The organism is Streptomyces sp. NPDC006463, from assembly GCF_042870715.1.
Classification (GTDB): Bacteria; Actinomycetota; Actinomycetes; order Streptomycetales; family Streptomycetaceae; genus Streptomyces.
This window is the reverse complement of the sequence record NZ_JBIAHP010000037.1, coordinates 33,582-46,684: the sequence shown is the minus strand read 5'-3', so window position 1 is coordinate 46,684 and position 13,103 is coordinate 33,582. Positions and strand designations below refer to the sequence as shown.

Here is a 13,103-nt window from a genome sequence, read left to right as displayed (position 1 = left end):
CCCGCGGAGCGGGTACCCCATCGCTGCGCGATGGGACAGCGAGAGCGGGTCGCTGCGCTCCCCGCGCCCACGCGAAGCGTGGGCGGATCCCTGCGCTGCGCTTCGGGATCCAGGGGAGGCCGGCCGCGGCGCGCCCGGCGGGCCGCGCGGTGCGCGGCCAGGCTGGCGAGGGTCTGACAGTGCGCCTGGTGGGGCTTCCTGTAGGGGAGTTGGCGGGGAGTGAGGGAGGGCTGCGCCCTCCCGGGGCGGGTCCGCTGCGCTCCCCCGCCTGACGGTCCTTCCGGCTGCGCCTCCAGAACCGTTGGGGCCCACTGCGTGGGCCAGGCTGGCTACTGGGGGTCGCTCGTTCGTGTCGGGTTCCACTATAGCGGCTGCATCAGATTGATGCAGCATGTACCATTGGAGGAAATACAGGACACGCTCAGGGTCGTTTGCGAATCAGGTCAGGACGACAGACTTCACAGGCTCCTCGTTGGGCCTGTACATCGCTGCGTGGGACGGACTGAACATCATGGATCTCGTCTCCTCTCCAACGAGCGTACCGCTGACCGTCTTTGATTCCTTCACAGTTAGGCGTCCTGTGGTAGACGTTTCCTCCTTTGGTGACGTACACCCTCCGGGGAAGCTCCGATCGCGCTGTTCGGCAGTGGTCACACTGGGAGCTGGGCAGGAGCATCACTTCACAGAAGTCTTCGTCCATACCCCCCATTTTCTCGCACCGATGCCTCCCTGACCACCTCATATAGGTCAACTATCGCCCCGCTATAGGCCCTTGACAGCGTTCATGGGGCCGTCGCTTGCCCCCTCCATATTCGAGTCTGTCAAGAGATGCATGTGAGGTTCACTCTCGATGATCCAGCTCCGTGAGCACCAGGTCGATCAGAAGTCAGCGTTCCGGAAATGGGTGGGATTCCCTGCAAAGTCATCTGTACCCCCGCAGGGGGCCCGGGGCACGATCGTGTCCGCGACCGGATCGGGCAAGACGATCACGGCAGCCGCGTGCGCGCTGGAGTCCTTCCCGGGCGGCCGGATCCTCGTCACGGTCCCGACCCTGGACCTGCTCGCGCAGACGGCCCAGGCGTGGCGCCAGGTCGGCCACCGGGCCCCGATGATCGCCGTGTGCTCGCTGGAAAACGACCGCGTGCTCAACGAGCTGGGCCTGCGCACCACCACCAATCCGATCCAGCTCGCCCTGTGGGCCGGGCACGGGCCCGTGGTCGTATTCGCCACGTACGCCTCACTCGTGGACCGCGAGGACATCAACGCACCCGAGGGCCAGCGGAAGGTCCGCGGGCCCCTGGAGGCCGCCCTGGCGGGCGGGGAGCGCCTCTACGGCCAGCAGATGGCGGGCTTCGACCTCGCCATCGTTGACGAGGCCCACGGCACGGCCGGCGACCTCGGACGGCCCTGGGCGGCGATCCACGACAACGCCCGCATCCCCGCCCACTTCCGGCTCTACCTCACCGCCACCCCGCGCATCCTCGCCGCAGCCCGGCCGCAGAAAGGCGCCGGCGGCCAGGAGCTGGACATCGCGAGCATGGCAGACGACCCGGACGGCACCTACGGCGCGTGGCTGGCCGAGCTCGGCCTGAGCGAGGCGATCGAGCGGGGCATCCTCGCCGGGTTCGAGATCGACGTCCTGGAGATCCGCGACCCCTCCCCCAGCCTCGGAGAGTCCGAGGAAGCGCAGCGGGGCCGGCGCCTGGCACTGCTGCAGACCGCGCTCCTGGAGCACGCCGCGGCGTACAACCTGCGTACGGTCATGACGTTCCACCAGAAGGTCGAGGAAGCCGCCGCGTTCGCGGACAAGCTCCCGGAGACCGCCGCCGAGCTGTACCTCAACGATGCCTCGGATGAGGATTTGGCGAAGGCGGAGAAGCTGCCGCAGTCGTCGATCGACGCGGAGTTCTACGAGCTGGAGGCCGGCCGCCACGTACCCCCGGACCGGGTCTGGTCGGCGTGGCTGTGCGGCGACCACCTCGTCACCGAGCGCCGCGAAGTCCTGCACCAGTTCGCCAACGGCATCGACGCGAACAACAAGCGTGTGCACCGGGCGTTCCTCGCCTCCGTACGCGTCCTCGGAGAAGGCGTCGACATCACCGGCGAACGCGGCGTCGAGGCAATCTGCTTCGCCGACACCCGCGGCTCCCAGGTCGAAATCGTCCAGAACATCGGCCGCGCCCTCCGCCTCAACAAGGACGGCAGCACGAAGGTCGCGCGGATCATCGTGCCCGTGTTCCTGGAGCCGGGCGAGGACCCGACCGACATGGTCGCCTCCGCCAGCTACAAGCCGCTCGTAGCGGTCCTCCAGGGCCTGCGCAGTCACGACGAGCGCCTGGTCGAGCAGCTCGCCTCCCGCGCCCTCACCCACGGCCAGCGCAAAGTCCACCTCCGGCGCGACGAGGACGGGCGGATCGTCGGGACCGGTGGCGAGGGCGAGGGCCAGGAGGGCGGCGCCAACACCGCCGCCGAGTCGGCCCTGCTCCACTTCTCCAGCCCCCGCGACACCGCCACCATCGCCGCGTTCCTGCGCACCCGGGTCTACCGGCCCGACAGCCTGGTATGGCTGGAGGGCTACCAGGCCCTGTTGCGGTGGCGGAGGGAGAACGAGATCACCGGCCTGTACGCCGTCCCGTACGACACCGAGACCCAGGTCGGCGTCACCAAGGACTTCCCCCTCGGACGGTGGGTGCACCAGCAGCGCAAGGCCCTGCGCGCCGGAGAACTCGAAGAGCGGCGCAAGACCCTGCTCGACGCGCCGGAAGCCGGGATGGTGTGGGAGCCCGGCGAGGAAGCGTGGGAGACCAAACTCGCCGCACTGCGGTCATACCGGAAGGCCACCGGACACCTCGCCCCCCGACAGGACGCCATGTGGGGCGAGGACGACGAGATGGTGCCCATCGGCCAGTACATGGCCAACCTCCGCCGCAAGGGCGCAAAGAACGGACTCGGGAAGAACCAGGACACCGCCACGACCCGGGCCGCCCAGCTCGCCGCGATCGACAAGGACTGGAACTGCCCCTGGCCCCTGGACTGGCAGCGCCACTACCGCGTCCTCGCGGACCTGGTCGACGCCGACGGCAGCCTGCCCGACATCGCGCCCGGCGTGCTGATGGACGGCGACGACATCGGACGCTGGCTCCAACAACAGAGGCAGCCGACCACCTGGGCACGGCTGCTGCCCGAGCAGCAGAAGCGGCTCACCGCGCTGGGCGTAGAACCCGCCCAGGCGCCGCCTCCGGCCCCGGCGGCCAGCCGTACGGCGAAGGGACCGAGCAAGGCGCAGCACGCGTTCCAGCGGGGCCTGGCGGCCCTCGCGCAGTGGGTGGAACGGGAAGGCACCCACCGGCCGGTGCCGCGCGCCCACGGCGAGGAGGTCGCGGTCGAGGGCGAGGCGGAGCCGGTGGTGGTGAAGCTGGGCGTGTGGGTCTCGAACACCAAGAGCAGGCGCGACAAGCTCACCGCCGACCAGCTGGCCGCCCTCGCGCAGCTGGGGGTGGACTGGGCGTGACAGGTTTCCCGGCTCGTCGTTGAGCGGGGGAGGTCAGCGAAGTGGAGGCCCCGGGGCGTCGTGACCCCCGGGGCCTTCGTCTTGCCTGCCAGCACCGGACGGCGGTGCAACACAGGCTGCAACACCGGTCCTTGATGGCCTTGGGCTCGTATCTGCGCAGGCCAGGGGTGCAACGCGGAGGCGTGTTGCAGTGCCGGTGTTGCACGGCCGAGCGGGTGCGTTGCAGTCGCTGGTCGATACGGCTGCCCGTGAGAACGCCCTCCGACGACCCCAGCTGTTGGATAGCGTCTCTCCATGTACATGCAGATGGATCCCCTTGATGCGTGGGAGAGGCTGCGGGCCAGTCGTTCCAGCCGACCGGGGAGAGCGAGCGGTGGGGCGCGGGCGAAGACGTACGCCACGGCTTTGGAGCAGGCGCAGCAGATGTTCAAGGCCGCCGAGGTCGTGGGCCCGCAGACCCGTCCCTTGCTCGTGTTCTACGGTCTGAGTCAGGCTGGCAGAACGATCGCGGCCGCGGCCGTCGGCCTCAAGGGCGAGGACTGGAACCTGACCTCTCACGGCATCCATGCCTCTGGCTACCACCTGGACTTCGCCGACATCGAGATCCGCACGGATCCTGCTGGCACTGCCGGCAGCTTCGTACGGCTCAGTGAGCTGCTGCGGTCACCAGTCTGGGGCAATGACACGGTCGCCGGCTGGAGGAGGTCTGGGACACCCTCCCTGCCAACTTGGAGTACCCACTGACCGGCCGGGAGCGGTTCACGCCCCTGTACGCCAGCACGGACATGATCAGAGGCATCGACTTCCACCCGCTGCTCACCGTCGAAGTCGGCGACATCTTGGACCGCGTCGTCGACGCGCGCAGCCGCACGGCTCTGGATGAGTTCCTGCAGAGCTACCCCGGCGCCGCCGAGTATGAGGACTTCGCCCGCCGCCGGGCGGGAGACCACGCTGAGCCGGACTACGAGCGGAGCCACCCGAACGCCGGCTGGTTGTCCATGCACTGGAAGATGCCCCCGGAGACAGGCAGCCAAGAGGAACGCCTGCAACGCCTGTCCGCGATGACCCGGAAGTATGCCGGGCATCGCTACTTCTTCCCCGCCGTCGCGGGCCTGCCGCGTGAACTCCATCCGCTGATGGCGTGGTGGGCGGTGCTGTACGCGCTGTCGATGCTCGCCCGCTACCAGCCCGCCCAGTGGGCGAACCACATCAACGTGGACGGCAGCCGACACGCGGTGCCCATCGAGAAGATCCTGGAACGGGCCATGGAACACCTGCCCGTCCTGATCGCGGACACCATCGAGGAAGTCGCCGCCTGGCCGTAGACGCCGAGCTCACACCGTGCCCCACCGACCGGCAAACTCCTCGCGCACCCCGACAGCACGAGAACGTCCTGCCAGACGAGGGCCGTGGCCGGAGCCCGGGTCCAGTCCCTCATCCGCGAGTGGGGCTCCGACATGAAAAGCCGGCGCGCAAGCTCACCCGCTCCTCGGGGAGGTGGGCGCGGACTGGGCGTGAGCAACCACAGGATCTGATCAAAGGGTGTTGGGTCTAGTTACACACAGCTACGCTGGCAGCTCTGTGCGCAAGGGGGGTTCATGCTGTTTGAGCAGCGGATGTATGCACACGTCAAGTTCCTCGAGTTGATGGCGGAGCTCTACGAGAACGAGTTTGAGGACTTCTTCCATCGGCTGATGTGTTTGCGCTATCCAGACTTCCTCGACGTGCGCACGGCTGGCAGTCTGGGTGACAGGTCGGCCGATGGCCTCAGCCTGCATTCGCGAAAGCTGTACGCCTGCTACGCACCACAGACCGTGAAGCCGGACAAGATCCGCAAGAAGTTCGACGGGGATCTCTCGGGGGCGGTCGCCAAACGAAACGGCGAATTCGACACCTTTGTCTTCGTGCACAACGACAGGCGGGGTGTGCATCCGGAAGTCACATCTCTGCTGGCAAGCGCGCGGGACAGCATGCCTTCGCTGCGATTCGAGCAGATGGGCACCCGGCGGCTGTGGCGCGAGTGCATGCAGCTTGATCAGATGGAGACCGAGGACGTCCTCCGCTGCGAGATCCCCATCAAGGACACGACTTTCGGCATCGGTATGGAGGACCTGGCGCCGTTGCTGAAGCAGCTGCAGGACATCCGCGCCGAGTCCAACCCTCTGATGTCCCTGCCTGACGTGCCGGTGGAGAAGTTGGACTTCAACCGGATCGAAGGAGCGGATCGGGAGGACCTCCTCCGCGGCATGCGACAGAGCTACCTGGTAGACGCGTTCTACGCCGGCACGCGGAGCGAGCTGGAGCACGACGAGGTCGCAGAGGGCTTCCGGCTGTACTACCAGCAGGTGCGTCGCGACTACAGCGACGCCGACGACGTTCTTTGGCAGCTCAAGATGTACTTCCTGGGGAACGCCCAGCCGCGACCGAAGGTGCTGCGCGCCGCCCTTGTTGTCCTGGCGCACTTCTTCGAACGATGCGACATCTTCGAGACGCCGCCCGCTGGCTGGCAACCGGGCATCGGACTGACCGCATGATCACTCCAACGAAAGGAATCGCTCCTGACCGCTGCCTGCTCGCTGTCGGCGCGCAGGTTCTCCTCCAGCTCGATGAACCGCGGACAGTCAGTCAGACGTGGGCGAGGCTGAAGGGCTGGCGCGCTGATCAGGCCCATACCTCGCCGGTATCGTTCGAGTGGTTCGTTCTGGCCCTGGACATCCTCTTCGCCATGGGTGCGGTGGAGCTGGTCCAGGACGTTCTCGTCGCAAGGAGTACGGATGCTGCGCCGTCTAAGCGCTGACGACGCGCGGTTCAAGACGGTGGAGTTCTCGCCGGGACTGAACCTGCTGGTCGCGGACACCACCTCGTCGTCGGCTGAAACCGACAGCCGTAACAGCGCCGGCAAGTCCAGCGTGATCGAACTGATTCACTTCCTTCTGGGGGCGAAGTCCTCCGGGTCGCTGGCCACGAACAAGGCGCTGCGCCACATCACCTTCGGCCTCGCTATGGACTGGCCGTGGCAGGACGATCCGCTTGAGGTACGACGGCGCGGAGACAATCCCAAGGTCGTGTCGCTGAGCCGAGACGTATCCGGTGTGCCGGCCGACACGCTCTTCGCAGGTGGCCAGAACGTCGAGCTGTCCGTGGAGCAGTGGAATCGCGTCATCGAGCGGGACCTCTTCGGGCTGGATGGCGACCATCCCGGAGTGAGTGGTCGCACGCTCCTGTCGTTCCTCATCCGCCGGGTCTCCGCTCACGGCTTCAACGAGCCGACCCGGACGTTCTCCCGACAGGCGGCCGCCGAGGCATCGTCGAACCTGTCCTACCTCCTTGGGCTGGACTGGCAACTGGTCAACGGATACCGCGAGCTCAACGCCCGCAAGGCGACCAGAGACCAGCTGAGGAAGGCCGTCAACGATCCCGTATGGGGACGGATCGTCGGGTCCACGGCCGATCTGAGGGGCCAGATCACTCTCGCCGAAGCCCAGGTCGAACGGCTGCGGACGCAGGTTGCCGCCTTCCAGGTCGTCCCTGAGTACGAGCGCCTCAAAGAGCGCGCAGACCAGGTAAGCCGCCGGATCAAGCAGCTCGCCCAGGACGACGTGATCGACCAGCACAACCTCGAAGAACTCCGGGACGCGGTCACCGAGACCACCGACGTCGAGGTGTCCTACCTCGAGCCGGCCTACCGCGAGCTCGGAGTCATCCTCAACGACCAGGTCCGACGTCGCTTCGACGACGTCAAGGCGTTCCACCACTCCGTCGTACGCAACCGGCGCAGGTTCCTGGAGGAGGAGATCCAGGAACTCACCACTCGCCTGGCCGCCCGGCGTCAGGAACGTGCCGACCTGGGCGAAGACCAGGCTCGCCTACTGCGCGAGCTGGCGGACGGTGGAGCGTTGGAGGCCCTGACCGCCCTGCAGACAGCCTTGGGCCGGGAGGAGGCCGCTCTCGGTGCTCTTCGCCACCGCTTCGACGCCGCGCAGGCCCTCGAAGCCAGCGCCCGGCAGATCACCGCCAAGAGCGTTGAACTTCAGCATGCCGTCGACCTCGACCTCCGAGAGCGCCGCCAGCAGACGGACGAAGCGATCCTGCTGTTCTCCCGGTACGCCCAGCGCCTGTACGGCGAGGGCCGCGAAGCCTACCTCGCCATCGAGGCCGGCCGGACCAGCCTCAGCATCACGCCCCGGATCGACGCCGACGACAGCCGCGGCATCAACAACATGGTCATCTTCTGCTTCGACCTCACCCTGGCCGTCCTCGCACACCGCCACGAGCGCGGCCCTGACTTCCTCATCCACGACAGCCACCTCTACGACGGCGTCGACGAACGGCAGGTCGCGCGAGCCCTCGCGCTCGCAGCCGAAGTCACGGAGGAAGAGCACATGCAGTACATCGTCACCCTCAACACCGACACCCTCAGCACCGCCGCCCAGCGCGGATTCAACCCCGAACCCCACATCCGCAGCCCCCGCCTCACCGACGACGAAGAGGGCGGCCTCTTCGGCTTCCGCTTCAAAGCCACAGGCAAGGCGTAGCGCCGACCAGCCACGGCCTGGGCCGCTCCCCTGTGAGAGTTCAGCAAGTCAGAGGGCCGCTCCCGCGCGGGAACGGCCCTCTGCCGTTGCAAGACGCGCCTACGGGGCGGGCGTGAACTCCACATCGGTGCCGCCACAGCCGGCCGCGATGTCCAGCAGCCGGTCCTGCTCCAGCTCGTCGACCGCCAGCCCCCACCGCAGCTTGGTCGCGGTCCACTCCGCGCCGTACCGGCACAGCGCATCTGGGGCCGGCGGCAGCCACTCGGCGGGGTCCTGGTCCGCCTTCTGCCGGTTCGAGCGGGCCGTCACCGCCACCAGGGAAGCCGACTGGACCCGTTCACTCGCGCTGGTGGCACCAACGGTGGTTATCTCGGGTTGTCAGCCTAATCTCGCAGGTCAGCGCAGGAGCAGACGTCCTGTCATACGAGGCAAGTTCAGTGGGTATACGCCGCCAGTGTGATCTGTTTCAGTCAGCTTGACCCGTTTGGTGCCGTTCCCTCCCCGCTGCTGGATAGCCTCCTGAACGGTGTGCGGGCCAACCATGAGCCTGTGCAGGAGGACAAGGGGAACTATGGCCAATGAGCTGAAATATGGGGACGCGGTCACCCTGCAGAACGGCTTCGCGAGCTGGACGGGAGGCTACCTGGAGGTCAACGGGCCCGGGCCGTCCAGTCCTGGCTACGGGGTGGACACGGCCTCGACCGCCACACGCGAGGGCCTCAGCGGCACCTGGAAGATCGCCTCTGCGAGCGGTAAGGCCGACGGAGCAACGGTGACCTCGGGAGACCTCGTCTTCCTGGTGAGCCAGTACAACAACAGCACCCCGTCCTACCTCGACGTGAGCGGGGGCGCGGGCTACAACTCCGGCAAGTACAGCGTCTCCGCGTCGGGGAAGCAGAACCGCGAGGGCTACAGCGGCGAGTGGTTCCTGTTCGCCGAGACCTCCTCGACCCAGGACGGCGCGATCCGCACCGGGGACGTGGTGCACATCCTGAGCAACTACGGCACCGCCAACGGGGGCTGGCTGGAAATCATGGGCGGCGCGCCCGCGCCGGCCACCGGGCTGCACGGTGTCTACACCAACGCCTACGCCAACCGCGACAACGGCTCCGGGTCCTGGCGCTTCGCCCACGCGTAGCCCGCCCGCCGCACGCTTTGGGCGGTGCCCGGGTCGGCTGCCGGCCCGGGCACCCCGGTTCACGCCTCTACTCCATGAACTCGAAGGTCCACGCCTGGCTTCGGTCGCTGACGTCGAGCGGCCTCAGGGCGATACGGGGCGGGAAGATCCGCAGCAGGCTGAGGTCCAGGGCCAGCTCCACGCCGTCGATGGGCCCTCCGGGGACGACGACGTGGAAGGTGTGCGGCTCGGCGCTCTGGTAGAGCGCCCACTCGCGGGGCTCGGGGTATCCGACGACCGGCTTGTTCGTCTCCGGGTCGCCGTCATAGGAGACATAGGTTTCGCTGCGGAGATTGCGGATCGTGAAGTTGCCGTTGCTGAGTCTCTCCAGCTGCCACTCCTGCTCGCCGGGCTTGCCTGTGGGCGGCAGCAGGACAACGGGTGTCTTGGGCTCCGATGCCCCCTCCAGCAGCGTGAGCAGTTGCTCGTTAGGGCGGGTGATCGTGTAGATGCCGTTCGGTACGGGTGCCATGGACGACTCCACTTCTGACACGCAGCGCCCGCGCGGGTCGCCGCTGATCTTTTGGGCCAGGCGAATCCCTTCCCTGCCAACGTGCGACAGATGGTCGGAAAGGCTTGCACCACCCCTCAGGAGTACAGCGAATGCCTTCCCGACCGATGGCTGCCCGACGTCCACCGAGGGGCGGACGACTGGGAGCGGGGCGACGTCCTCGGCGGAGTACAGCGGGACGGTGGTGACGCCGCCGTGGTGCTTGCAGTCGATCTCCACCGAGCCGACCGGAGTCGATGAAGGGGGAGCTGACCGGACGGCTGGCGATATACCTGAGCAAGTACCGATGGCCAAGGTCTGGTGGTGCGGCGCGCTGCTCGATCCGGGCGAGGCGCAGGCCATGACCAGGCCGACGCCTACCCCAGGAGCCTGCCCACATTGATGTCCAAGCCCCGGAGCTGCGCAAACTGTGAGGCGCCCGGCAAGCCCAGTGAGATCGGACCGACACTCAGACCTGTGTCGGCACTGGCCGGCACAGCGAGAACGCCAAAAAATGCGAGAGTTGCGAGAACGACAGCAGCGAGACGACGCATGACGGCCTTTCCGGTAGTGCAGTCAATTCCCCCGCAGGCCTTCCCGGCTTCCCCCCACAACACTCGTCCTGTCACCCATCTGTGCCCACGCCACCGCAACGGGGAGCAGGGCGACGTCCTCGGCGGAGTACAGCGGGACGTGGTGACGCCGCCGTGGTGCTTGTAGCCGATCTCCACCGAGCCGACCAGGGCGACCCAATCGAGCCTGACCGCCTGGCCCCAATCGACCCTTCGGACGCCGAGGCGCCGTGCGGCCTGGTCCGGGCCGAGGGGGACATGCCGGTCGAGGAGGGCCGGCAGGTCCCGGCGGCGCGCGAGGGCCGTCACCTGGTCCGGATGGACGTCGGGGAACTCGGCGTCCCCGCCGAGGTAGACCAGCAGACCGGCCTTCAGGAAGGAAGTTTGCAGGCATCGGACGAGTACGACCCGAGCGCTCCGGGCGGCACGCGAAAGGGCCGTCACCCCTGCACGGGGTGACGGCCCTCGCCCTGCTGCCGCCAGCCTACGAGGCCGGGGTGAACTCCACGTCCGTGCCACCGCAGCCCGCCGCGATGTCCAGCAGCCGGTCCCGCTCCAGCTCATCCACCGCCAGCCCCCACCGCAGCTTCGTTGCGGTCCACTCCGCGCCGTACCGGCACAGCGCGTCCGGGCCGGCGGCAGCCACTCCGCGGGGTCCTGGTCCGCCTTCTGCCGGTTCGAACGGGCCGTCACCGCCACCAGCGACGCCGGCTGGCCCTGGTCGTTCGCGTACGCCTCCCGCCGCGCCGCCGTCCACGCCGACGCCCCAGCTGGCGGGAAGCGTCATTCCAACCGGACCGTATTCGGGTTGAGCGCTGGGCGTGACCGGCCGAATCCGAGGCCAACCAGTGCACTTGGTTCAGAGTCCGACCTCCGCGCAGCTCGATGGGGTCAGTGGGATGCATCCAGGTAGACGCGGTTGGCGACTTCCTGCGCAGTGCAGGCGAAGGCTCGGACGCGTGGGGTGTTGTTGGCTTTCAACCAGACGGGGGCCCAGTCGATGGGCGGGGCATCGGAGAACGGGACATAAGCGACGTCGGAGCGGGCGTAAAAGCGGGTTGTCTGCGCGCCGACGATGTACCCTCCGCTCCCCGCGGCGATGAGTTGCAGGGCTTCCTGGAAGGTCTCGAAGTGGGGGCCGGCGTGAACAGCCTTGCCTTGCGGGGTGCGCTGCTGCCAGCGGTCGGAGGGCCAGTCGCCGGGCCGAGCGTCGGCCAATCTCAGGAGCGGGATGTCAGCGAGGTCTTCCATGGTCAGGCTCTTGCGGTGGGCGAAGGGGTGGCCGGCGGGAACGGCCAGCATGCGGGGTTCGGAGATCAGGACCGGGCCCACGACCAGGTCCGGGCCGGAGATCGGCAGGCTCAGCACGAGGACGTCCACATCGCCCGCGCGCAGCCGCGCGACGGCGTCGATGACCTGTGCTTCCCGAACGTGGATACGGCAGTGCGCGACTCGCTCTGGAAAGAGGTCTCTGGCTTGGTGGACGACCTGTCCCGCAGCGGCGCCGACGAAGCCGACTCGCAGGGTGGTGGGTGTGTGGCGGACGCTGGCGATCGCGCGGTCGAGGCCGGCCTGGATCTGCTCGTAGCCCGGCCTCAGGTCGTCGTGCAGCCGGAGGCCGAGCGGGGTGAGGCGGACACTGCGGTTGGTGCGTTCGAACAGCGGCGCTCCGATGTACCGCTCCAGCTTCTTGATGGTCTGGCTGATCCTGCCGGTGGTGACGTGCAGGCGTTGGGCGGTGCGCCCGAAATGCAGTTCCTCGGCCAGGGTGAGGAACGCTTCGAGTTCCAGGCGTTCGAGCACCGGGCCTCCTGGTCATGGACCGATGTTGAAGCTGGCTAAACGTGGGTTCCAGTATCAGGCGTTGTTCGGTTGATCTTCAAGGGAGAGCCTGGTCCGGACGGCGCGGCAGCGTTAACCGCTCAGCCGAGACGCCTCACCACCCTGTTTCGCACGTGGACCTAGGAGAACTACTGTGGGCAAGATCGTCGCCCTGACCTATCTGTCGCTCGACGGCGTCATGGAGAACCCGACCTGGACCGGGCCGTACTTCAACGCCGAACACGCCGCCTACGCCCATGACCGCATGTTTTCCGCCGACGCCCTGCTGCTGGGACGCGTCACCTACGAGGGCATGGCGGCAGCCTGGCCACACATGGAGGAATCGGAGGGCCAGGGTGCCGTCCGCATGAACACGCTCCCCAAGCACGTGGTCTCCACAACCCTGCAGGAAGCCGAGTGGAACGCCACCGTGGTCTGCGGCGATCTGGCCACCGAGATCCCCAAGATCAAGGACCAGTACACAGGCGACATCCTGATCTACGCCAGCGGCGACCTGCAGAACTCACTGATCGAACTCGGACTGATCGACGAACTCAAGCTCTGGATCCACCCCGTCATCGTCGGAAAGGGCAAGCACCTGTTCCCCGAGGGCATCCCCTCCACCTCGTGGACCCTTGCCGGCACCACCACCTTCAGCACTGGCGCCGTGGTCCTCGACCTCCGTCCCGCCAACCAGGAGGCTCAGGAGTAGCAGAAGCCCGGCACCTACAGGGCTGAACAGCCCTTGGCGAACCCGCCGCAGGCGCTGTAACCGGTTGATCAGCTGGGGTCCTGGGGCACGCGGGCTTGCGAGTACGCGGTCCAGCCGGCGGCGCGGCGGCGCCGTCGTGCGGGGTGATGACGGGAAGGCCGAAGAGGGGTGTGGGGACCGCTGGGGAAGGCCTGGGCGAGGTGGGCGAGCGCCGTGTTGCGGGCCGGGCGACTGGGGCACGGCGCGCCAGGCTCAGAACTTCGCCGCAGCCGGTCCAGCGCCCGG

General features: G+C 67.7%; 11 protein-coding genes and 1 pseudogene. 8 read left to right on the top strand and 4 right to left on the bottom strand.

What is annotated here, in order from left to right:
* The first annotated feature begins 850 nt into the window (after nt 1–850).
* The 6 genes from ACFYOB_RS38455 to ACFYOB_RS38430 all read left to right on the top strand — a co-directional run bounded on the left by ACFYOB_RS38455 (nt 851) and on the right by ACFYOB_RS38430 (nt 8,046).
* A complete protein-coding gene (locus ACFYOB_RS38455) occupies nt 851–3,511 on the top strand; it encodes a Helicase associated domain protein (protein ID WP_388568876.1) in 2,661 nt (886 codons plus the stop codon).
* A 294-nt stretch (nt 3,512–3,805) separates the two neighbouring features.
* Nucleotides 3,806–4,255 (top strand): YaaC family protein, encoded by a 450-nt coding sequence (locus ACFYOB_RS38450; RefSeq protein WP_388568873.1) that lies wholly within the window; start codon nt 3,806–3,808, stop codon nt 4,253–4,255.
* The gene (locus tag ACFYOB_RS38445; RefSeq protein ID WP_388568870.1) at nt 4,240–4,836 is read left to right on the top strand and encodes a YaaC family protein; all 597 of its coding nucleotides are present in this window, start codon (nt 4,240–4,242) and stop codon (nt 4,834–4,836) included. Before ACFYOB_RS38450 ends, ACFYOB_RS38445 begins: the two co-directional genes overlap by 16 nt.
* A 273-nt stretch (nt 4,837–5,109) precedes the next feature.
* Entirely contained in the window at nt 5,110–6,045 is a 936-nt protein-coding gene (locus ACFYOB_RS38440; RefSeq protein WP_388568867.1) for an ABC-three component system protein, read from the top strand.
* Nucleotides 6,042–6,308, top strand: a complete 267-nt coding sequence (locus ACFYOB_RS38435) for an ABC-three component system middle component 6 (RefSeq protein ID WP_388568864.1) — start codon at nt 6,042–6,044, stop codon at nt 6,306–6,308. Before ACFYOB_RS38440 ends, ACFYOB_RS38435 begins: the two co-directional genes overlap by 4 nt.
* Entirely contained in the window at nt 6,286–8,046 is a 1,761-nt protein-coding gene (locus ACFYOB_RS38430; protein ID WP_388568861.1) for an ABC-three component system protein, read from the top strand. The genes ACFYOB_RS38435 and ACFYOB_RS38430 overlap by 23 nt, the downstream gene beginning before the upstream one ends.
* 99 nt (nt 8,047–8,145) lie before the next feature.
* Here ACFYOB_RS38430 and ACFYOB_RS38425 read toward each other — a convergent pair whose 3' ends face one another.
* Nucleotides 8,146–8,355 (bottom strand): hypothetical protein, encoded by a 210-nt coding sequence (locus ACFYOB_RS38425; protein ID WP_388568859.1) that lies wholly within the window; start codon nt 8,353–8,355, stop codon nt 8,146–8,148.
* 262 nt (nt 8,356–8,617) lie between these two features.
* On the opposite strand from ACFYOB_RS38425, the gene ACFYOB_RS38420 reads away from it, so the two are divergent.
* Nucleotides 8,618–9,184 carry a hypothetical protein gene (locus ACFYOB_RS38420; protein ID WP_388568857.1) on the top strand — a complete coding sequence of 189 codons (567 nt, stop codon included), beginning with the start codon at nt 8,618–8,620 and terminating at the stop codon, nt 9,182–9,184.
* Nucleotides 9,185–9,251: 67 nt separating this feature from the next.
* On the opposite strand, the gene ACFYOB_RS38415 is transcribed toward ACFYOB_RS38420, so the two are convergent.
* The 3 genes and pseudogenes from ACFYOB_RS38415 to ACFYOB_RS38405 form a co-directional block, all read right to left on the bottom strand.
* Nucleotides 9,252–9,695 (bottom strand): hypothetical protein, encoded by a 444-nt coding sequence (locus ACFYOB_RS38415; protein WP_388568854.1) that lies wholly within the window; start codon nt 9,693–9,695, stop codon nt 9,252–9,254.
* A 1,074-nt stretch (nt 9,696–10,769) separates the two neighbouring features.
* Nucleotides 10,770–11,056 (bottom strand): annotated as a pseudogene (locus ACFYOB_RS38410) (HNH endonuclease); the annotation flags it as partial.
* Between the two features lie 120 nt (nt 11,057–11,176).
* Complete coding sequence (locus ACFYOB_RS38405; RefSeq protein ID WP_388568852.1) at nt 11,177–12,088, bottom strand: LysR substrate-binding domain-containing protein; 912 nt, start codon at nt 12,086–12,088, stop codon at nt 11,177–11,179.
* Nucleotides 12,089–12,260: 172 nt separating this feature from the next.
* On the opposite strand from ACFYOB_RS38405, the gene ACFYOB_RS38400 reads away from it, so the two are divergent.
* Nucleotides 12,261–12,818 (top strand): dihydrofolate reductase family protein, encoded by a 558-nt coding sequence (locus tag ACFYOB_RS38400; RefSeq protein WP_388568849.1) that lies wholly within the window; start codon nt 12,261–12,263, stop codon nt 12,816–12,818.
* Nucleotides 12,819–13,103: the final 285 nt, after the last annotated feature.